Below are 20839 nucleotides of genomic sequence, written 5' to 3'. Positions count from 1 at the left end.
ACAAGTCATTTATACGTCACAGATGTTGTATGGACATCTGCCTAAAAATCGAGACGCGGAATTCTATAGAAATCGCTAAGCAGTTGCAAACCTTTTGTTTGCTATCCATAAAAAAACCAGCCCGAGAGCTGGTTTTTTATCAGCTAAACGAGCTATTAGCGCATTTTACGCTGCATGTACCCGTCTAGAGGACCTTCTGAAACAGACATCCACTGGTTCTGGTCTTTCTGGAACGCAGCCATGCTGTCGTAGATGCGTTTGAAGTCTGGGTGTTCAGCAGAAAGCTCTTTGTAAGTTTCCTGTGCAGCTTCCCAAGCAGCATCCATTACGTCTTTCGGGAAGACCTTCATCTTAGTACCACCCGCTAGGATAGTCTTAAGTGCTTCTGGGTTCTTCGCATCGTAGAAGGCAGTTGTCTTAACGTTTGCACGCTCAGCTGCTGCTGCAACAATGTTCTGGTACTCAACTGGTAGAGCGTCGAACTTCTCTTTGTTGATGTAGACAGAAAGGTTTGGAGCCGCTTCCCACCAACCTGGAGTGTAGTAGTACTTAGCAACCTTGTTGAAGCCCATCTTCATGTCATCGAATGGACCAACCCATTCAGCTGCATCGATAGTGCCTTTCTCTAGTGATGGGAAGATATCGCCACCCGGGATAGACTGAGGCACAACGCCTAGCTTCTCGATGATCTTACCGCCCATACCACCGATACGCATCTTTAGACCCTGAAGATCGTCTAGTGATTTAACTTCTTTGTTGTACCAACCACCCATCTGTACACCCGTGTTACCTGATGGGAATGGAACGATGTTCGATTTAGCGAAAAGCTCTTTGATCATTTCGCCGCCACCACCGAAGTTGTACCAAGCTTGGAACTGACGGTAGTTAAGGCCGAAAGGAACGGTTGTATCTAGAGCGAATGCTGGGTTTTTACCGAAGTAGTAGTATGACGCTGTGTGACCTGCTTCGATCGTACCGTCTGATACTGCGTCAAAGATCTGCATAGTGCCTACGATTTCGCCCGCAGGGAATACACGAATCTTGAATTTACCGTTGGTCATCTTCTCTACTTCTTCAGCGAAGTAGACACCGCCCATGTAGAAGCCGATACCTGGAGGTACAGCCGACTGTAGGCGCCAGTTAAGTTCTGGAAGCTCAGCAGCTGAAGCTGCAGTTGCTGCTGAAACGGCTGCTGCTAGTACAGCACCTTTAAACAGATCTCTACGTTTCATGATATTTCCTTGTGTTTGCCTTTTCGGCGTTTATTGTTAGTTAGGACACAGCTAATACTAGCTATAACCAGCCACCATGCAAGAGTATTAATTATTTGCCTGAATCAACCTGCTACTTTGGTCTAACTAATCAGGTGATCTGGTAGGACCAGTTAACCCTTAAATTTCTCTTTGATGGCTCAAACATGGCCATTTAATAGGCTTTTCGATCTGAAATTAAGACTTAAGTCTATATCTATCGTTTGTTCTGGTATGACCAGTTGCAACCTCTTCTTGTACCACACTTGAAAACCGGTCACACTGCGAGGTTATGACAAATAGATCAGAGAGCGTGTTTAAGGAATGAAAGCTTTACTGAAATTCTCAGCGGGCATTGATGCAATCAATGGCTGGGTTGGCAACTACATTAAATGGTTAATTCTTGCAGCGGTATTGGTCAGTGCAGGTAACGCAACAACTCGTTATCTGTTCAGTATCGCGTCTAATGCAATGCTGGAGTTGCAGTGGTACCTGTACGCTGCTGTGTTTACGGCGGCAGCGGGCTATGTGCTTAAACTAAATGAGCACGTACGCATCGATGTGGTGAGTCAGCGCATCTCACCAAGAGCCCGCAACTGGATTGACGTTATTGGTCTGCTCTTCTGTGTGATGCCGGTCAGCCTCTACATCTGCCTACAATCCATTCCCAATCTTTTAGAGACCTATGCTAACCAAGAGGTGAGTCAAAATGCGGGTGGCCTGCTGCGTTGGCCAGTGCGTGCAATGATTCCTCTCGGTTTTGGTTTGTTATTCATTCAAGCATTCAGCGAATTGATTAAGCGCTGGGCTTTTCTAAAAGGCTATATCGAAGATCCGCTGAGTAAAGGTGGTCACGTAAACATGGACGACGAGCAGGAGACGGCGTAAATGGAATTTCTAGCGGATAACATCGCGCCGATTATGTTCGGCACTCTGATCATCTTCCTTCTATCGGGCTTCCCAGTTGCGTTTAGTTTGGCAGCTAACGGCATTCTGTTTGCGATCATTGGTCATGAGCTTGGTCTATTGGATTGGGTGCTGCTTCAGGCAATACCTGAACGTATCTACGGCATTATGCAGAACGACACTTTGCTGGCGATTCCGTTCTTCACCTTCATGGGGATTATCCTGCAACGCTCAGGCATGGCAGAGGACTTGCTTGAATCGGCAGGGCAGTTGTTTGGGCGAGTACCGGGTGGTCTTGGTTATGCTGTCATTCTTGTCGGTGCGCTCCTCGCGGCAACGACGGGTGTTGTGGCAGCATCGGTGATTTCAATGGGCCTTATCTCCTTGCCGGTTATGATGCGATACCGTTATCACTACCCGACAGCGGCGGGTCTTCTGACCAGTGCCGGCTCGCTGGCACAGATCATCCCACCTTCACTGGTGTTGATCGTACTGGCCGATGTGCTTTCACTGTCAGTTAAAGATGCTTACATGGGTGCTATGCTACCGGCGGCAATGGTTGTGAGCTTCTTACTTCTATACATGTTCGCATTGTCGATCTTCAAACCGGCGATGGTTCCACCACTGCCAGCAGAGGCGCGTACTCTTCAGGGCACCAAGCTGATGGTGTCGGTTCTGACCGCGATGCTGCCACCGATCATTTTGATCTTCTTGGTATTGGGAACCATCTTCGTTGGTTGGGCAACACCGACCGAGGGGGGGGCAATGGGTGCTGTGGGGGCTCTATTGCTCTCGATCATCCGTCGTCGTCTGACGCTGGAGGTTATCAAAGGGGCTCTGGACTCAACGGCCAAACTGTCGACCTTCGTCATGTTTATTTTGGTTGGTTCATCTATCTTTGCTCTATCCTTCCGAGCAGTAAACGGTGACCTATGGATTGAGCACCTGTTTAGCTTTATCCCTGGTGGTGAGCTTGGCTTTGTTCTATTTGTCAGCTTATTGGTATTCGTACTCGGCTTCTTTATCGACTTCTTCGAGATAGCATTCATCTTGATGCCACTAATTGGCCCGGTTGCGGCAAACATGGACATCAACATGGTGTGGTTCCTCGTCGTGGTTGGATTGAACATGTCGATGTCGTTCTTAACACCTCCCTTTGGCTTTGCACTCTTCTACCTGCGAAGTGTGGCTCCAAAGAGCGATTACAAGGATGAGATTACCGGTCGTTTGGTACATGGCATGAAGACCATGGAGATCTACCGAGGGGCTATTCCATTCATCCTGATTATGCTGACATCACTGGCGTTGATCATCATCTTCCCAGAGATAGTGACCTACAATCTTGATGCACCTTTGGATGTTGATCTGGATACGATAGAGATCACTATCGATGGTATGGGTGGTGGTGACGACCCATGGGGCGCTGACGCGTCTGACCCATGGGCTGAGTAATACTATCTACGTTGAAAAGGCTGCTTCGGCAGCCTTTTTTGTGCCTGTTTTTACGTTGATTGTCAGTTTTTTGTGAATAAGTCTGTTTATAACTTATGAAAAAGCTGTCATTTAGTTGTTAAGTTCTGGAAAAAGTCGGATATAGGTCAAAGGTTGTGAGGGCTTGTAACCTATTGATTTAAAAACCTTGCCGCTATTTATCTGAAAATTCTGTGGATAATTGCACCCATTGGGGATAAGATTCAACCATACTTCTAAAAACCCACTGGGACTCAACAAATGTTTCAAGATCTATGGCAACAATGCCTAGAAACGCTAAAAGATGAACTGCCGTCACAGCAGTACAACACTTGGGTTCGCCCATTGCGTTTGGATCTAGAGACCGAGTCGCACATTGTTCTACTGGCCCCAAACCGTTTCGTAAAGGATTGGGTCGCGGATAAGTTCGTTACCCGCTTTCAAGATGTCGTTGAACGCTTGAGTGGTGAATCTGCGCCACTTATCGAAATAAGCATAGCAGGGTCCGTTGCCTCACCCGTCACTCGTACTCGACCAGAAGTGGCTCGAGCAAAGCCGATGCGTGTTGAGGCTCAAGAGTCCCAAGCTGAATTCACGTCGACCTCTATTGTTGCCCCCTCTACTGATATTATTCAGCCTGAGCTTGAGGTTCAGCCAGAGGTGATGGAGCGAACGGTGCAGGTCGAGGGTGGTTTGCGCCATCAGACCAGTTTAAACCCCAGCTTTACGTTCGAATCCTTTGTTCAAGGTAAATCAAACCAGCTAGCCTCTGCTGCGGCTCAACAGGTGGCCGATAACCCGGGTGGTGGTTACAACCCACTCTTTATTTATGGTGGTGTCGGCTTAGGTAAAACTCACTTGATGCATGCTGTGGGTGCAGAAATGCTTAAGCGTAATCCCAACGCTAAGATTGTCTACCTGCACTCAGAGCGCTTCGTAGCCGATATGGTTAAAGCACTTCAGCTGAATGCGATTAATGACTTTAAGCGCTACTACCGCTCGGTCGATGCACTGTTGATCGATGACATTCAGTTCTTTGCCAACAAGGATCGCTCGCAAGAGGAGTTCTTCCACACCTTTAATGCGCTACTTGAAGGTGGCCAGCAGATGATCTTGACCAGTGATCGCTATCCTAAAGAGATCGGTGGCATGGAAGAGCGCTTGAAGTCTCGTTTTGGTTGGGGTCTAACCGTGGCTATTGAGCCGCCAGAACTTGAGACGCGCGTCGCTATTCTTATGAAAAAGGCGCACGAAGCGCGAATTAAGCTTCCAGATGATGCCGCCTTCTTCCTTGCACAGAAGATTCGTAGTAATGTCCGAGAGTTAGAAGGTGCTTTGAAGCGAGTTATAGCGAACGCTCACTTCACTGGTAGTCCGATCACCACGACCTTTGTCAAAGAGTCGCTGAAGGATCTACTGGCATTACAGGACAAACAGGTTAGTATTGATAACATTCAGCGAGTGGTGTCTGAGTACTATAAGATCCGTGTAGCCGATCTTCACTCAAAACGCCGCAGTCGCTCAGTCGCTCGTCCAAGACAAGTTGCTATGTCTTTGTCTAAGGAGCTTACTAACCACAGCCTACCAGAGATAGGCAACGCATTTGGCGGTCGAGATCACACCACGGTCTTGCACGCGACACGAAAAATTAAAGAGTTGCGTGACAGCAATGCTGAGATCGCAGAAGATTACAAAAACCTGCTTCGTCATTTGACGACCTAACTGACAGACTGAGATAGGAATACGCATGAGATTCGTCATCACTCGTGAGGCTTTGATTAAACCACTACAGCTTGTTGCCGGCGTGGTTGAACGCAGACAGACACTGCCTGTGCTCTCGAACATTCTGATGGTGGCTGAGGGTGATCAACTCTCACTAACCGGTACCGATCTCGAAGTCGAGTTGGTAGGGCGCGTGCAGCTTCAAGAGCCGGCACAACCAGGTTCAGTGACCGTTCCAGCACGCAAGCTGATGGATATCTGTAAATCGCTCTCTGATGACGCTCGTATCGAGATGGAGTTGAGCGGTCAGAAGATGATCATCAAGTCGGGTCGTTCTAAGTTCTCACTAACAACCTTGGCGGCGTCTGAATTCCCGAATGTTGAAGATAGCCCACAAGCCTTCGAGTTAAGCTTGCCACAGTCAGAACTGCGTCAGTTGATCGAAAAGACAGGCTTCTCTATGGCGCAACAGGATGTCCGTTATTACCTAAATGGCATGCTACTGGAAGTAAGTGAAGACTCACTTCGTTCGGTTGCGACCGATGGTCACCGTCTGGCTACTTCGGCTTCTGCAGCGGATGTGCCAGCGGGTGGTGCGCATCAGATCATCGTGCCTCGTAAAGGTATTCTTGAGCTAGCTCGATTACTCCAAGGTGGTGACTCACCGGTTACACTGGTTATTGGTGCATCACACATTCGTGCCAATGTCGGTGACTACACCTTCACGTCGAAGCTGGTTGATGGCAAGTTCCCTGACTACCAACGAGTGATCCCTAAAAACGGTGACAAGGTCGTTCTTGGTGATCGCCAAGAGCTGCGTCAGGTATTCCAGCGTATTGCGATTCTATCGAACGAGAAATATCGAGGTGTGCGTCTGACGCTCAGCGATGGCTACCTTAAAGTGACGGCAAATAACCCAGAGCAGGAAGAGGCAGAAGAGACTGTAGCTGTTGAGTACGAAGGTCCTTCGATCGATATCGGTTTCAACGTTAACTATCTGCTCGATGTACTCTCTATTCTTGGTTCCGATGTGGTTCGTTTCACCTTAGCTGATGCAAACAGCAGTGCGCTGATTCAAGGCTTCGATGATCCAAACTCAACCTACGTCATCATGCCAATGCGCATGTAATTAACGCTTCAATAGAGGCCGTCCCTAGGGCGGCCTTTTCTGTTTATGCGCATCAAGCGACTACAATTCTCTAATCTTCGATCCATTCAATCCCTGGCCTTTGATGCGTCAGCGGATATCAACATCATTCACGGTCAAAACGGCAGCGGCAAAACCAGTATTCTGGAAGGTCTTCACTTCTTGTCTGTGGCCCGCTCATTCAGAACGCACCAGAGCCGATATGTCATCTCTGAGGGCCAACAACAACTGACCTGTTTTGCGAAGATTGAGGGTGAATCTGATTCCGGTGGTCTAGGTGTTGAACGAACCCAGCAGGGCGATGTGCGTGCCCGTTTCAGAGGTGAAGAGATCGACTTAACGGCCCTTGCTGGCTTAGTCCCGATGCAGGTGATCGACTCTGAAAGTTTCACACTTTTAGACGGTTCACCGTCTGTTAGACGACAATTTATCGATTGGGGTGGATTTCACCATTCTACGGGGTTTATTTCCGTCTGGAGAGGCTTTCAAAGAGCGTTAAAACAAAGGAATTCACTGCTAAAACGTGGTAATATTGATCGGTCGTTACGCGAGGTTTGGGATAGAGAATTTATCCTTCACGCAGAACGACTTACAGAGCTTCGAAGCGCTTATGTTGATGCCCTTTTACCGCACTTTACAGGCATTGCTGAGCAGTTGGTTCGAGAGGTCGTTACGGATCTACGTTTTAGCCCGGGTTGGGACAAAGATCAGGATCTACAGACTCTGTTAAATGAGAGTTTTGAACGTGATATGCGTCAGGGATTTACCTCCCTTGGGCCACAGCGTGCTGACCTTAAATTCAAGGTTGGAAGTCGCAGTGCCGCTGAGCACTTATCACGAGGCCAGAAGAAATTGGTCGTTAGTGCACTTAAACTTGCGCAGGGTCAGCTCTACGAGGCTACCCGAGGTCACTCCTGTATCTACTTGATCGATGACCTCCCTGCTGAGTTAGATAAAGAGCACCTGGCAACGTTTTGCTCGTTCTTGAAACAGAGCAACAGCCAAAGTTTTGTAACCTGTGTTGAGCCAAGCTCAATGCTAGAGGTATGGGGCGCAACTACTGACGGTGCCCTATTGAACGTCGATTCAGGTCAGTTAACTGCAAAGCAGACATTTGGAGAGATCTATGAGTGAATCAAACCAAGATTACGATTCGTCCAGTATTAAGGTTCTTAAAGGCCTTGATGCCGTGCGCAAGCGCCCAGGGATGTATATCGGTGATACCGACGACGGTAGTGGTTTGCATCACATGGTGTTCGAGCTGGTCGACAACGGCATTGATGAGGCACTCGCAGGTTTCTGTAGTGAGGTGGGCGTAACCATCCATGCTGACGAGAGTATTACCGTCAGCGATAATGGTCGCGGCATTCCGACGGATATCCACGAAGAGGAGGGTGTCTCTGCGGCCGAGGTTATCATGACGGTCCTCCACGCCGGTGGTAAGTTCGATGACAACACCTATAAAGTCTCAGGTGGTCTTCACGGTGTTGGTGTGTCGGTGGTAAACGCCCTGTCGACTGAGCTGCGTTTGACCATTCGTCGTGCTGGTCAGGTTCACGAGCAGGTTTACAACCACGGTGTACCGGCAGAGCCTCTAAAAGTGATCGGTGAGACGGATACCAGTGGTACGATCGTGCGCTTCTGGCCTAGCCCTGAAACCTTCACCAACATCGAGTTCCAGTACGACATTCTTGCTAAACGCCTTCGTGAACTCTCATTCCTTAACTCAGGCGTTCGTATTCGTCTTAAAGATGAGCGCTCTGGCCGTGAAGAAGTCTTTGAATACGAAGGTGGTCTAGCTGCCTTTGTTGATTTCCTTAACCAGAACAAATCGCCTATTAACAGTATCTTCCACTTCAATGCGATGCATGAAAATGGTGTTGGCGTTGAGGTCTCTCTACAGTGGAATGACTCATTCCAAGAGTCGATTCACTGTTTTGCCAACAACATCCCACAGCGTGATGGTGGTACCCACTTATCGGGCTTCCGCGCCTCCTTGACGCGTGGTTTGAACAGCTACATAGATTCTGAGTCGTTAAACAAAAAAGGCAATGTCAGCACCAGTGGTGATGACAGTCGTGAAGGTCTAACGGCGATCATCTCTGTTAAAGTGCCAGATCCTAAATTCTCTTCACAGACCAAAGATAAGCTGGTTTCGTCTGAAGTTAAGACAGCAGTCGAGCAGTTGATGGCAGAGCACTTCAATAACTACTTGCTAGAGAACCCATCTGAAGCGAAAGCGGTTGTGCAGAAGATGATGGATGCGGCGCGTGCCCGTGAAGCCGCGCGTAAAGCGCGTGAGATGACGCGTCGTAAAGGTGTGTTGGATATCGCTGGTCTACCGGGTAAATTGGCAGACTGCCAAGAGAAAGATCCGGCACTCTCTGAACTCTACTTGGTGGAGGGTGACTCGGCGGGTGGTTCTGCTAAGCAGGGCCGTGATCGTCGAACTCAAGCCATCCTTCCGCTTAAAGGTAAGATTCTTAACGTCGAGAAAGCACGTTTTGACAAGATGCTGACTTCAGCTGAAGTCGGTACTCTGATTACTGCACTAGGGTGTGGTATTGGCCGAGATGAGTTCAACGTTGAAAAACTTCGTTACCACAGCATCATTATCATGACCGATGCGGACGTCGATGGATCTCACATTCGTACCCTTCTATTGACCTTCTTCTTCCGTCAAATGCCAGAGTTGATTGAACGTGGCTACATCTACATTGCTCAGCCGCCTCTGTACAAAGTGAAGAAGGGCAAGCAAGAGCAGTACCTAAAAGATGATGAAGCGATGGATATGTACCTGCTTCAAGGTGCTTTGGAAGGTACTTCACTCTATCCTGCTGAAGATGCGCCTGCTATCACTGGTGCAGCGCTTGAGACGCTATTTGGTCGCTACCGTAAGGTGATGGCAATGATCAACCGTCTCTCGCGAATCTACCCAAGCCAGGCTTTGATGCAGTCACTCTATGTCCCGCGTTTGGCGGCCGATTCGCTGGGTGATAAAGCGACGGTAGAGGGTTGGGCTAAAGAGCTACAAGCTAAGCTAGATTCTATTGTTACGTCGGGTTCAGAAGTCTACACAGTGGATGTTGAGTACGACCAAGAGCACAGCTCTTATGTGCCGGTGGTTAATGTATTGCTTCACGGTATTACGAATGCGTTCCGTTTTGAGGCTGACTTCTTCCGCTCTAAAGATTACGACTTGATCGTTGATCTTGGGGCAGAGCTTTCTGGTCTGTTAGCGGATGGTGCTTACCTTCAGCGTGGCGAACGTCGTATGGATGTGACAGAGTTGGGCGAAGGCATTGAATGGTTGATGGGTCTTGCGCGTCGCGGCAGTAACATTCAACGCTACAAAGGATTGGGCGAGATGAACCCTGATCAGCTTTGGGAAACAACCATGGATCCTGATGCGCGCCGCATGCTTAAAGTGACGATCGAAGATGCTATCTCTGCTGATCAGTTGTTTACCACGTTGATGGGTGATGAGGTTGAGCCTCGTCGTGACTTTATCGAGTCCAACGCACTGAATGTCTCTAACCTAGATGTTTAATGTTTAGTATTTTAGAGAAAGGGCGCCTATAGGCGCCTTTTTAATTTGTTTCACGTGAAACAAACTCCTTGTTTCTATTTCTAAGTTTCAATCTTATTTGATAAAAAGTTTCACGTGAAACATTTGAATCAATCGTCGCTAAATTCACTGTGCATCGCTTGAGTGAATCCGTCCATTGAAAATCTAATAGTAAAATCAGAACTAGACTTCGGTTGATAGTCGATGAACGTATGGCTTTCAAACATGTTTAAAAGTAGCTGGTTGTCATTTGGGATGGTCGGTGTGACAAATTGAAGATCGGCCCGCTTATCGTTACAACTGGCAGTAAAAGAGATAGGTATCTGATTGACGAGTGAGTGATAAATAGAAGGGCTGCTAAGGCAATCACTGACGCTGAGAATGAAGCCGGTTGTTAGAGCTCCATCCGTGTCATCACCAAAATACACCGCATATTTATCAAATTCATTAATGCTTCGGTGGAGATGTGTCGCAGAGAGAGGCTTGTTAAGCATATTAAATGGAATCATTTCGAACCCAATATAACTGTTCAAACCAAGTGCATATTTGATCTCTTCACCATTCGGGTGCTGGTTAAAAATGATAATTCGATCATCCTCATTGGTTATGGGTTTATCTAGGAAAAGTGTGTAAAACACTAAAAGGCCAATAATGAAATAGGCGATGGCGGTGAGTTTGGGATTAACTTTTTGCATCTTGCATCCTTGCAGTCAGTGGTTTGATTCAACACTATGCAAAGTAGTAGAAAAGCAGATATTTACAAATAAAAAACCCGAGCAGTGCTCGGGTTTTTTGATGGCCAATTAAGTTTAGCCAGCCAATTCGGAGATATCGGCGATTCCACCAAATAGCTCTTTAAGTTGTTGCAGCATCGCAAGACGGTTTTGCTTAACGTCAGCGTCATCTGCCATGACACGAACCTCTTCGAAGAAGCGGTCGATTGGCTGACGAAGATCAGCTAGAGCTTGAAGAGCGCCCTGGTAATCGCCTTCACCTGTCATTGATGCAACTGAACTGCTTAAACCCTTGAGTGCTTGAGCAAGCTCTTTTTCAGCCTCATCAGATAGCAGTGCATCGTTGATAGCGGTAGACGGTGTAGAATCTAGTTTCGCAAGGATATTACCAACGCGCTTGTTGCCAGCAATCAGTGCTGAGGCCGCTTCAAGTTGTGTAAAGGCCGCAACAGCATGAGCACGACGCACAAAGTCTAATGGTTTGCTTGGGCGAAGACCGTGGATCGACAGGTAGATCTCAGCGCTAATGCCCTCTTCTTCAAACCAGAAACGGAAGCGTTCCAGCATGAATTCAAAGACATTATCAGCAGCACTGTCCAAAGCAGGGAGTGCTTGGTAGTTTGATGCTGCAGTCTGAAGAAGCTCTTTAAGATCAAGATCTAACTCATGTTCAACGATAATACGAAGCACGCCCAATGCTGCACGACGCAGTGCAAATGGATCTTTAGAACCTGTAGGCGGCTGGTTGATCGCAAACAGACCGACTAGTGTGTCCAAGCGATCTGCCAAGGCTACAGCAATGCCCGTTTTAGAGGCAGGTAGATCGTCACCGGCAAACTTTGGCATGTACTGCTCGTAGATCGCCTGTGCAACTTCTTGCTCTTCACCATCGTGCAGTGCGAAGTGGTAACCCATAAGGCCCTGAAGCTCTGTGAACTCATAAACGGTATCTGTTAGCAGGTCACACTTAGCAAGTTGTGAAGCACGAGCGGCAAACGCTTCATTACCGCCAATCAGTTTGGCAATGGCAGTGGCCGTTGCTTCAATGCGAGCAGCTTTGTCGGCGACTGTGCCAAGCTCGTTTTGGAATACGACACTCTTTAGCTTCTCTAGGCGATCAATAAGAGGCGCCTTCTTGTCCGTTTCAAAGAAGAACGCAGCATCAGCTAGGCGAGGGCGAATCACCTTCTCGTTGCCTGCAATCACCTGCTGAGGATCTTTAGACTCAATGTTTGAGATCGTAATGAAGTACGGCATCAGCTTGTTGTTGCTATCGACAAGGTGGAAGTACTTCTGGTTCTCTTTCATTGAAAGGATTAGGACTTGCTCAGGTACCTCAAGGAAGCGCTCTTCAAAACGTCCAGCCAATGCAACAGGCCATTCGTTCAGTGCACAGACTTCGTCCAGAAGATCTTCATCGATATCAGCAGTTCCGCCAATACGAGCAGCTTCAGCTAGCACTTGTTCACGAACCATTTCACGACGCTCAGCGAAGCTAGCCACAACTTTACCGGTGTTACGAAGCGTGGCAGCGTATTCACCTGCAGTCATCAGCTCAATATCATGTGGGTAGTGGAAGCGGTGGCCACGTGATTTACGGCCAGAAGTGACCTCAAGTAGAGTACAAGGTAGAACCTCATCACCCAGCAGCGCAACGATCCATTTAACAGGGCGGACAAACTCAGTACGGCTAGCCGCCCATCGCATACGCTTAGGAATCGGCAGCCCGCTCAAAGCGGTCTCAAGCATTCCTGGTAGAAGTTCTGCAGCAGGTTTACCAACCTCAGTACCGCGGTAGACGTAGTAGTCACCCTTGTCAGTATTCTCAATGACAAGGTCTTCAAGAGAGACACCGCAGCTGCCAGCAAAACCTTTAGCGGCTTGTTCAGGTGCTTTTGCAGAGGGTCCGCGTTTTTCAATGTTACGATCAGGCTGTTGGCTGTCTAGCTCTTTAACCAATACGGCCAAGCGACGTGGAGCAGCAAATAGCTCTAAAGATGAAAAGTTAAGCTGAGCATCGTTCAGTTGAGCCGTGAGGCTTTTACCCAGTGCGTCTGACAGAGAGAGAAGTGCACCCGGTGGTAGCTCTTCAGTACCCAGTTCAAATAGAAAATCTTGATTACTCATTACTCGGCTCCCTCCAGTGATGCTAGGACCTCTTGGCGAATAGACTCTTCTGCCATTGGGAAACCAAGCTCTTTACGCTTGTTGTAGTAAGCTTCGGCAACACCGCGAGCTAAGGTACGAACACGAAGAATGTAACGTTGACGCTCAGTCGCAGAGATCGCGTGACGCGCATCCAGTAGGTTGAAGGTATGCGATGCCTTCATGACCTGTTCATAAGCCGGTAGCGGTAAGCCGACATCCAGCAGTTTTTGACACTCTTTTTCGTAGTGCTCAAAGTTGCTGAATAGGTGTGGCACATCAGCGTACTCAAAGTTGTAAGTTGACTGCTCGACTTCGTTTTGGTGGAAGACATCGCCGTAGGTTACAACGGTACCGTCCGGTGCCTTAGACCAAACGAGATCATAAACACTGTCTACCTCTTGAACGTACATAGCTAGACGCTCTAGACCGTAGGTGATTTCGCCAGTGACCGGGTAACACTCAAGACCGCCAACCTGTTGGAAGTAAGTGAACTGAGTGACTTCCATGCCGTTCAGCCAGACTTCCCAACCAAGACCCCAAGCACCCAATGTAGGTGATTCCCAGTTGTCTTCTACAAAGCGTACATCGTGCGTCAAAAGATCAAAGCCAAGACGCTCAAGCGAACCAAGGTAGAGCTCTTGGAAGTTGTCTGGGTGAGGCTTCATCACAACCTGAAATTGGTAGTAGTGTTGAAGACGGTTTGGGTTCTCACCGTAACGGCCATCGGTTGGGCGTCGGCTTGGTTGAACGTAAGCTGAGTTCCAGCTCTCTGGGCCGATAGCACGCAGAGTGGTAGACGGGTGGAAAGTACCAGCACCCACTTCCATATCCAGTGGCTGAACAATTACACAGCCTTGCTCGGCCCAATACTGTTGTAGGGCAAAGATAAGACCTTGGAAGGTGCTTACATCAGGTTTGACAGTGTCGGTCACGACAGAAGTCCTCGGCTAGGATTTTTTGCAAAAAATTAGCCGAGAATTATACAGCATTCCTTAAGAATTTAAGAGGGGCGTAACCCTATCCATTTAATAGGGTTATCGGCGCCAGAAAGCCGGTGTTAGTAGGACTAATAAGGTAAACACCTCAAGACGTCCTAGCAACATCGCAAAGACCAAAATCCATTTGGCGGTAGTCGGTATATCACCATAGTGTGCCGCAACATCACCAAGGCCTGGGCCTAGGTTGTTGAGCGTAGCGCCGACCGCTGACCATGCCGTTACTTGATCCAGTCCAGTGGCTAGCAGAGCTACCAGCATCACCACAAAGACGATCAAGTAGACCGAGAAAAACCCCCAAACCGCTTCAAGCACCTTGTTCGAAATTGGACGTCTTCCCAGCTTCACAGGCATGATTGCGTTCGGGTGAATCAGGCGCACAATTTCACGGTAACCCTGTTTTAGAATCAGCAGTAGACGTATCTGTTTCATGCCACCACCGGTCGATCCTGCACAGCCCCCGGCAAAGGCTGCCAAGAAGAGTAAGAAGGGCAGCATGGCGGGCCAGTGTGCAAAGTCCGCGACGGCAAAGCCGGTCGTCGTTGCAATGGAGACAACCATAAAGACCGCTTTGCGCAGCGCCTCAATCGATTCATAGGTACCAGTAAAGTCGAGCACAAACAGCGTAAACAGCGACAGGCTGATCAGAGAGAAGAGGTAGAACTTGAACTCTGGATCTGAGAAGTAGTGGGCGACACTGTGCTGTCTCCAAGCGGCAAAGTGAAGGCCGAAGTTGATCCCCGAAAGCACCATAAAGAGTACACAAATCATCTCGATCAGTGCGCTGTCATAGAATCCAATACTGGCATCGTGTGTTGAGAACCCGCCAATGGCAACAGTAGAGAAACTGTGGCCAATCGCATCGAACAGCTCCATTCCTGCCGCCCAGTAGCCCAGTGCGCAGGCAATCGTCAGCGTCAGGTAGATGTTCCAAAGCGCTTTGGCAGTTTCGGTGATTCTAGGTGTCAGCTTTGAATCTTTTACCGGGCCAGGTGTTTCAGCGCGGTAGAGCTGCATCCCACCGATGCCCAGCATTGGCAGTATCGCGACGGCTAGTACGATGATACCCATACCACCCAACCACTGCAGCTGCTGTCGATAGTAGAGCAGGGACTTGGGAAGCGTATCCAGTCCAGTAATCACTGTTGCCCCTGTTGTTGTCAGACCAGAAACGGCCTCAAACAGAGCGTCGGTAAAGGTAAAGTTTGTTTCGGCCGAAAAGTAGATAGGTAACGAACCGAAGAAGCCCAGTACCGTCCAGAATAGAACGGTAATTAAGAATCCGTCGCGTGTTCTAAGGTCTTGGCGGACTCGCATGAAGGGGAGCCAGATTAAGAAACCGGTACACAGAGTGACGAAGAAAGCCCCAACAAATGCTTGAATATTGCCATCGTCGTAGATCATCGAGACGAGGGCTGGCGGAAGCTGAGTGATGCTGAATATCATCAACAGCAGGCCAAGTATTCTGAGAATCACTTTGAAGTGCATGGGAGCCTCAGAAGAAGGTTAGGCCGACGGTAAAGAGCTTCTCTACCTCGCCAATTTGACGGTTATCGATAAGGAACAGAATGACGTGGTCGCCATCTTCAACCACGACGTCATCGTGGGCAATCAATACCTGGTTGTCTCTCACAATGGCACCGATGGTCGCACCTGCGGGTAGCGCAATATCCTCAATGGCGCGCCCAACTACTTTAGAGCTTGACGGGTCACCGTGGGCGATCGCTTCAATCGCCTCTGCTGCACCACGGCGCAGAGAGTGAACCGCTGCCACATCACCGCGACGAACGTGGGCTAGTAGGGCACCAATGGTGGTCTGTTGTGGTGATATGGCAATGTCGATAACGCCACCCTGGACAAGGTCAACATAGGCCGGGTTGTTGATCAGCGTCATCACCTTTCTGGCGCCTAAACGTTTGGCCAGCATCGACGCCATGATGTTAGCTTCGTCGTCGTTGGTTAGGGCACAGAAGACATCGACATCATCAATATTCTCTTCGAGAAGCAGTTCAGAGTCAGAAGCGCTGCCATGCAGAACAATGGTGCGGTTTAGATCGCGTGCCAAGTGGTTGCATCGATCTAGGCTTCGCTCAATCAGTTTGACCTGGAAGTCATCCTCAATCGATTCGGCTAGTCGGAATCCGATGTTGCCACCCCCGGCAATCATGATGCGTTTATAAGGGTTATCTAATCGGCGCAGTTCGCCCATAACCGAACGTATATCGCCAGCAGCGGCAATAAAGAAGACCTCATCGTCCGCCTCAATGACCGTGTCACCGGTTGGAATAATAGGGCGGTCCTGTCTGAAAATGGCTGCCACACGAGTGTCGACATTGGGCATATGCGCTCTAAGTAGGGCGATCTCACGACCCACCAGTGGGCCACCGTAATAGGCCTTAACAGCAACCAATTGCGCTGCACCATCGGCAAAATCGAGAACCTGAAGGGCACCTGGGTGATGGATCATCCTAGCAATGTGTTGTGTCACCAAGTGCTCAGGGCTGATCAAAACATCTATTGGGATGCCGGCAACGTTGTTCTCTTTCTGCGTATTGAAGAGCTTACCTTCTGAATAGTTGTAAGCTTGGTCACGAACTCGGGCAATCAACTTTGGTACGCGAAAATGCGACCAAGCGACCTGGCAGGCAACCATGTTGATCTCATCTGAGTTAGTCACTGCGATCAACATGTCGGCATCTTCTACGCCAGCGCTATGCAGAATAGTTGGCAGTGAAGCTTGGCCTTCAACCGTACGAATATCGAGGCGGTCGGCAAGTTCTCTGAGTCTTGGGCCATCGACATCAATGACAGTAATATCGTTGGATTCACTGGCGAGATGCTCTGCTAGAGAGCCACCCACCTGTCCTGCACCCAGAATAACAACGTTCATGTAACGCTTAAGCCTCTTCTATTCGCTTGATGCGGGCGTAGTAGAAGCCATCATGGCCTCCATTTTGTGGAAACAGCTGCCGACCGGCAGGTCTCTCTATGCCCCATTCTGCGACTATTTTGCACTCTTTCGCATCCGAGTGCTCTTTCAAAAATCGTTCGACAACACGCTCGTTCTCTTGTGTGAACACTGAGCAGGTTGCATACAGCAATGTACCACCAGGCTTGAGCATATCCCATAGGTTATTAAGGATCTCAAGTTGAGTGGTTGCAAGACCCAGGAGATCTTCGTTACGACGCAGTACTTTGATGTCAGGATTACGACGAATGACACCGGTAGCACTACAGGGCGCATCCACCAGAATGCGATCGTAAGCGTCACCGCTCCACCAATCACGCTGTGCGGCATCACCCACAATGACACCCGCACTCTGTTCTAGTCGTTCTAAATTCTCTTCGATGCGCGCGACTCGTCGAGGCTCTAACTCCAGCGCATCGATCTCAATATCATCTTCCAATTCAAGAAGGTGGCAGAGTTTTCCACCGGGTGCGGCACAGGCATCGAGTATGCGTTCGCCCGCTTTTACACCCAGCAGTTCTGCAGCCAATTGTGCCGCTTCATCTTGAACCGATACGTGCCCCTCTGCAAAGTGTGGCAGCTTATCCACAGAGCAGGGCGACGTTAGGTAGATGGCATCGCTTGAGAACAATCCAGCGGTTGCTTCGATTTCTGCACTGTTCAGTATCTTAAGGTATGAATCACGATCGCTTTTCGAACGATTGACCCGCAGACACATCGGTGGGCTCTGATCGTTTTCGGTCATTATGCTTTGCCAGTGATCGGGCCAGTTGTGCTTGAGTTTAGCGATTATCCACTCAGGGTGATTCCAGCGGCCAGTCTCGGTCTGCTGGATATCAGCTTCTAAACTATCCTTTTCACGCTGGTAACGACGCAACACGGCGTTCAACAGTTTGGCGGCCCAAGGCTTACCCATCTGCTTAGCGCCTTCAACGGTTTCGTTGATGACAGCATGTTCAGCCGTCGAGAGATGTCTCAATTGGTAGAGCGCGCTCAACAGTAGGGCAAAGACGTCAGTGTCCTCTTCTCTAAAAGGCTTGCGCAGACACTCACGGCTGAGCGCTTCAAGCTGTGGATAGAAACGAAGCGTGCCGTAGCAGATCTCTTGAAACAGAGCGCGGTCACGAGGTTCAACTCGAGAGAGCATGCCTGGCAGTCGGCTAGAGAGTGAACCGTTGTGTTGTAACAGCTGCGATAGAAAAACAGCCACTTGCACCCTTAGGTTAGCGGTATTACTCAAAGCGCATACCCTCTACAAACGGGTGGTTGTTTGAATTGAGAAGGGCCGACGCTTCAGTGGCGCGACCGCCTGGCATCTGAATGGTTTTGATCAGCAAAGAGCCTTCGCCACACCCGATCAGGACGCCCTGTTTATCGGCTTTGATCAGAGCACCAGCATCACCGGCTTCTGATTGTGCTTCCGCTCTCCAGATGCGGACGCTTTTATCATCAAGGGATGTGTAAGCCACCGGCCAAGGAGAGAGGCCGCGAACTTGACGGGCGATCGCGTCTGCCGACTCAGTCCAGTCGATTTTACCTTCAGCTTTCTCAAGCTTATTGGCGTAGTTAGCTAACGCATCGTCTTGAATTTCTGGAGTTAACTCGCCTGCTAACAGTGCAGGTAGTTGCTCAACCAGCATATTGGAGCCGAGTACTGCTAATCGATCATGCAGTTCTCCGCTACTCTCCTGTTTATCGATTGGCGTAAACACCTTAGCCAGCATAGGCCCAGTATCCAGCCCAGCCTCCATCTGCATCAGCGTCACACCGGTCTCTTTGTCACCTGCCAGCAGTGCACGGTGGATCGGAGCAGCACCACGCCAACGCGGTAGAATAGAGGCGTGTACGTTAACGCAACCCAGTTTTGGTGTATCCAATACAACCTGCGGCAGTATCAAGCCGTAGGCAACAACAATCATTAAATCAGCGTCGATCGCAGCCAGTTCCGCCTGAGCCGCTTCATCACGCAGTGAGAGTGGTTGAAACACGGGAATATTTGCTTGCAGTGCAATCTGCTTAACGGGGCTCGCTTGTAACTTCCTACCACGGCCCGCTGGTCGATCGGGTTGGGTGTAAACGGCTACCACATCAAAGCCGGAATCGATCAGAGCCTGTAGATGAGAGGCGGCAAAATCTGGGGTTCCGGCAAAAATAATTTTAGACAATTCGATATCCTAAAATGAAACAGGCTTGCCAAGGTGAGCGGCAAGCCTGTCTGATCTTTAAGCCTGAGCGGCTTCTAATTTATGTTTCTTCTCGAGTTTTCCGCGGATTCGATCACGTTTTAATCGAGAGATATGGTCAACAAATAGCTTACCATTCAGATGATCCAGCTCGTGCTGAATACAGACCGCTAGCAAACCGTCAGCAATTAACTCATAAGGTTCGCCATCACGACCAATCGCATTCAGCTTAACGCGCTCTGGGCGAACGACGTTTTCGTAGAAGCCAGGGACAGAGAGGCAACCCTCTTGCATCTGTTCAGTCTCGTCGGTTAACACTTCAAAAGAGGGGTTAATTAGAACCAGTGGCTCATTGCCCTCTTCGGATATATCGATTACGACGATCTGTTTATGAATATTGACCTGTGTTGCGGCCAGACCAATGCCCGGAGCGTCGTACATGGTTTCAAACATGTCATCGATGATCTTGCGTACCTCATCATCGACCGTCTCAACCGGTTCAGCAATGGTGCGAAGGCGCGGGTCTGGGAACTCTAAAATTTTAAGCAGTGCCATACCGTTTAGTGATCTCTCTCAATCGGATAACTAGTAACATTGTTAATATTGTCTATTATACCTATTAGGACTCTGTTTGCATGTGGTACACGTTAAGCAGTGCAATCGAATAGATAAGCGTCAAACGCTGAAGGACAGTATGTTTAAACGGATAAAACAGATCGCTGCCGTTGCATTGGGTTTAACCTCTATGCTGGTGCAAGCTGACACCATCAAGTTGGCGCAAGATGCCCCCTCGGAATACACCGTTGTTAAAGGGGATACCCTGTGGGATATCTCCGCGCGTTTTCTCAAAAGCCCTTGGCTCTGGCCTAAGGTTTGGGAAGTAAACTCGCAGATCTACAACCCTCATCTGATCTATCCTGGAGATGTCATCTACCTCTACTGGGAAGATGGTGAGCCACGCCTAGGTCGTAAACCAGGTACTCTGGTATTAACGCCTGAGGTTAAAGTCGTGCCACGCGAAGAGGCTATCGCTTCGATCCCTCTGCGTGATGTACAAGCCTTTCTCAATGATAGCCGAGTGGTTGATAATCAAATGTTAGCGGATGCGCCCTACGTGCTGGGTGGCAAAAACCAACGCATCCTCGCTGCCAATGATGATCGAGTCTATGTTCGAGGTGAGTTATTAGATGACAGTCGTCAGCAATCTCTCTACCGTCCTTTGATCGAGTATGTAGATCCCAACACCGGTGAGTCTTTAGGTTATGAGCTACACCGCGTCGCTGATGCGCTGGTACGTGGTTCTGAAGGCGACACAATCAGTGTTGATATTCGCAACAGTACTGAAGAGGTGCGTTTAAAAGATATTCTGATTCCAACCGGCGAAGCGCCGTTGGTGACTCGGTTTATGCCGCGCCCGGGTCCAGAGCTCGAAAATGTTGAAGTCATCGCCGTATTAAATGGCGTTGCCAACATTGGTCAGTTTAACAGTGTCACAATCAATGCTGGCGAGCGCGAAGGAATCGAACCAGGCAGTGTCTACGCGATCTACAATCGTGGCGAAGAGATTCGTGACCCTAAAACAGGTGAAAAACTTCAACTACCAGCCGAGCGTGCCGGTGAGTTGATGGTCTACAAAACCTTCGACAAGGTCAGTTATGCACTGGTGATGCGTGCAACCGAAGTGATTCAGGTTGGCGACCCGCTTCGTCAGCCTTAACGTCACAATATTAGACAATCGCTGCACATGG

At 49.1% G+C, this 20839-nt stretch carries 16 protein-coding genes; 7 read left to right on the top strand and 9 right to left on the bottom strand.

What is annotated here, in order from left to right; translation table 11 throughout:
• Nucleotides 1-155 precede the first annotated feature (155 nt).
• The gene (locus tag XMD564_RS10085) at nt 156-1232 is read right to left on the bottom strand and encodes a TRAP transporter substrate-binding protein (RefSeq protein ID WP_173482168.1); all 1077 of its coding nucleotides are present in this window, start codon (nt 1230-1232) and stop codon (nt 156-158) included.
• Between the two features lie 342 nt (nt 1233-1574).
• Between XMD564_RS10085 and XMD564_RS10080 the strand changes: the two genes are divergently transcribed.
• From XMD564_RS10080 to gyrB, 6 genes are all read left to right on the top strand, one after another.
• Nucleotides 1575-2138 (top strand): TRAP transporter small permease subunit, encoded by a 564-nt coding sequence (locus XMD564_RS10080; RefSeq protein WP_173482169.1) that lies wholly within the window; start codon nt 1575-1577, stop codon nt 2136-2138.
• Entirely contained in the window at nt 2139-3608 is a 1470-nt protein-coding gene (locus XMD564_RS10075; RefSeq protein ID WP_173482170.1) for a TRAP transporter large permease subunit, read from the top strand.
• A gap of 279 nt (nt 3609-3887) precedes the next feature.
• A complete protein-coding gene (gene dnaA, locus XMD564_RS10070; protein ID WP_173482171.1) occupies nt 3888-5348 on the top strand; it encodes a chromosomal replication initiator protein DnaA in 1461 nt (486 codons plus the stop codon).
• Nucleotides 5349-5373: 25 nt separating this feature from the next.
• The gene (gene dnaN / locus XMD564_RS10065; RefSeq protein WP_173482172.1) at nt 5374-6477 is read left to right on the top strand and encodes a DNA polymerase III subunit beta; all 1104 of its coding nucleotides are present in this window, start codon (nt 5374-5376) and stop codon (nt 6475-6477) included.
• A gap of 45 nt (nt 6478-6522) precedes the next feature.
• Nucleotides 6523-7629, top strand: coding sequence for a DNA replication/repair protein RecF (gene recF / locus XMD564_RS10060; protein WP_173508280.1), 1107 nt, complete (start codon nt 6523-6525; stop codon nt 7627-7629).
• Nucleotides 7622-10045: a DNA topoisomerase (ATP-hydrolyzing) subunit B gene (gene gyrB / locus XMD564_RS10055; protein ID WP_173482174.1), complete on the top strand. Its 2424-nt coding sequence runs from the start codon at nt 7622-7624 to the stop codon at nt 10043-10045. Before recF ends, gyrB begins: the two co-directional genes overlap by 8 nt.
• 128 nt (nt 10046-10173) lie before the next feature.
• Here gyrB and XMD564_RS10050 read toward each other — a convergent pair whose 3' ends face one another.
• The 8 genes from XMD564_RS10050 to def form a co-directional block, all read right to left on the bottom strand.
• On the bottom strand, nt 10174-10758 hold the full coding sequence (locus XMD564_RS10050; protein ID WP_173495371.1) for a hypothetical protein: 585 nt from the start codon (nt 10756-10758) through the stop codon (nt 10174-10176).
• Nucleotides 10759-10872: 114 nt separating this feature from the next.
• Nucleotides 10873-12924 (bottom strand): glycine--tRNA ligase subunit beta, encoded by a 2052-nt coding sequence (gene glyS, locus XMD564_RS10045; protein ID WP_173508279.1) that lies wholly within the window; start codon nt 12922-12924, stop codon nt 10873-10875.
• Nucleotides 12924-13877 (bottom strand): glycine--tRNA ligase subunit alpha, encoded by a 954-nt coding sequence (gene glyQ, locus XMD564_RS10040; protein ID WP_173495370.1) that lies wholly within the window; start codon nt 13875-13877, stop codon nt 12924-12926. The genes glyS and glyQ overlap by 1 nt, the downstream gene beginning before the upstream one ends.
• A 102-nt stretch (nt 13878-13979) precedes the next feature.
• Nucleotides 13980-15428 (bottom strand): TrkH family potassium uptake protein, encoded by a 1449-nt coding sequence (locus XMD564_RS10035; RefSeq protein WP_173495369.1) that lies wholly within the window; start codon nt 15426-15428, stop codon nt 13980-13982.
• Between the two features lie 7 nt (nt 15429-15435).
• Nucleotides 15436-16830, bottom strand: coding sequence for a Trk system potassium transporter TrkA (gene trkA / locus XMD564_RS10030; RefSeq protein ID WP_173484674.1), 1395 nt, complete (start codon nt 16828-16830; stop codon nt 15436-15438).
• A gap of 7 nt (nt 16831-16837) precedes the next feature.
• Nucleotides 16838-18148, bottom strand: a complete 1311-nt coding sequence (rsmB, locus tag XMD564_RS10025) for a 16S rRNA (cytosine(967)-C(5))-methyltransferase RsmB (RefSeq protein WP_173482180.1) — start codon at nt 18146-18148, stop codon at nt 16838-16840.
• Nucleotides 18141-19073, bottom strand: coding sequence for a methionyl-tRNA formyltransferase (gene fmt / locus XMD564_RS10020; protein WP_217363584.1), 933 nt, complete (start codon nt 19071-19073; stop codon nt 18141-18143). The genes rsmB and fmt overlap by 8 nt, the downstream gene beginning before the upstream one ends.
• A 57-nt stretch (nt 19074-19130) precedes the next feature.
• Nucleotides 19131-19646: a peptide deformylase gene (gene def / locus XMD564_RS10015; RefSeq protein ID WP_173482181.1), complete on the bottom strand. Its 516-nt coding sequence runs from the start codon at nt 19644-19646 to the stop codon at nt 19131-19133.
• A 139-nt stretch (nt 19647-19785) separates the two neighbouring features.
• On the opposite strand from def, the gene XMD564_RS10010 reads away from it, so the two are divergent.
• Nucleotides 19786-20808: a LysM peptidoglycan-binding domain-containing protein gene (locus tag XMD564_RS10010; protein ID WP_254443072.1), complete on the top strand. Its 1023-nt coding sequence runs from the start codon at nt 19786-19788 to the stop codon at nt 20806-20808.
• The last annotated feature ends 31 nt before the right edge of the window (nt 20809-20839 follow it).

The sequence above is a fragment of the Marinobacterium sp. xm-d-564 genome (assembly GCF_013283345.1).
GTDB lineage: Bacteria > Pseudomonadota > Gammaproteobacteria > Pseudomonadales > Balneatricaceae > Marinobacterium_E.
Note: the sequence above shows the minus strand (reverse complement) of the source record. Positions and strands in the feature narration are given on the sequence as shown.

Bases quoted from the DNA above. Each gene is read 5' to 3' on its own strand.
- XMD564_RS10080 (WP_173482169.1), top strand. From the start codon at position 1,575: ATGAAAGCTTTACTGAAATTCTCAGCGGGCATTGATGCAATCAATGGC.
- XMD564_RS10085 (WP_173482168.1), bottom strand. From the start codon at position 1,232: ATGAAACGTAGAGATCTGTTTAAAGGTGCTGTACTAGCAGCAGCCGTT.
- XMD564_RS10075 (WP_173482170.1), top strand. From the start codon at position 2,139: ATGGAATTTCTAGCGGATAACATCGCGCCGATTATGTTCGGCACTCTG.
- dnaA (WP_173482171.1), top strand. From the start codon at position 3,888: ATGTTTCAAGATCTATGGCAACAATGCCTAGAAACGCTAAAAGATGAA.
- recF (WP_173508280.1), top strand. From the start codon at position 6,523: ATGCGCATCAAGCGACTACAATTCTCTAATCTTCGATCCATTCAATCC.
- XMD564_RS10010 (WP_254443072.1), top strand. From the start codon at position 19,786: ATGTTTAAACGGATAAAACAGATCGCTGCCGTTGCATTGGGTTTAACC.
- XMD564_RS10050 (WP_173495371.1), bottom strand. From the start codon at position 10,758: ATGCAAAAAGTTAATCCCAAACTCACCGCCATCGCCTATTTCATTATT.
- def (WP_173482181.1), bottom strand. From the start codon at position 19,646: ATGGCACTGCTTAAAATTTTAGAGTTCCCAGACCCGCGCCTTCGCACC.
- dnaN (WP_173482172.1), top strand. From the start codon at position 5,374: ATGAGATTCGTCATCACTCGTGAGGCTTTGATTAAACCACTACAGCTT.
- trkA (WP_173484674.1), bottom strand. From the start codon at position 16,830: ATGAACGTTGTTATTCTGGGTGCAGGACAGGTGGGTGGCTCTCTAGCA.
- XMD564_RS10035 (WP_173495369.1), bottom strand. From the start codon at position 15,428: ATGCACTTCAAAGTGATTCTCAGAATACTTGGCCTGCTGTTGATGATA.
- glyS (WP_173508279.1), bottom strand. From the start codon at position 12,924: ATGAGTAATCAAGATTTTCTATTTGAACTGGGTACTGAAGAGCTACCA.
- gyrB (WP_173482174.1), top strand. From the start codon at position 7,622: ATGAGTGAATCAAACCAAGATTACGATTCGTCCAGTATTAAGGTTCTT.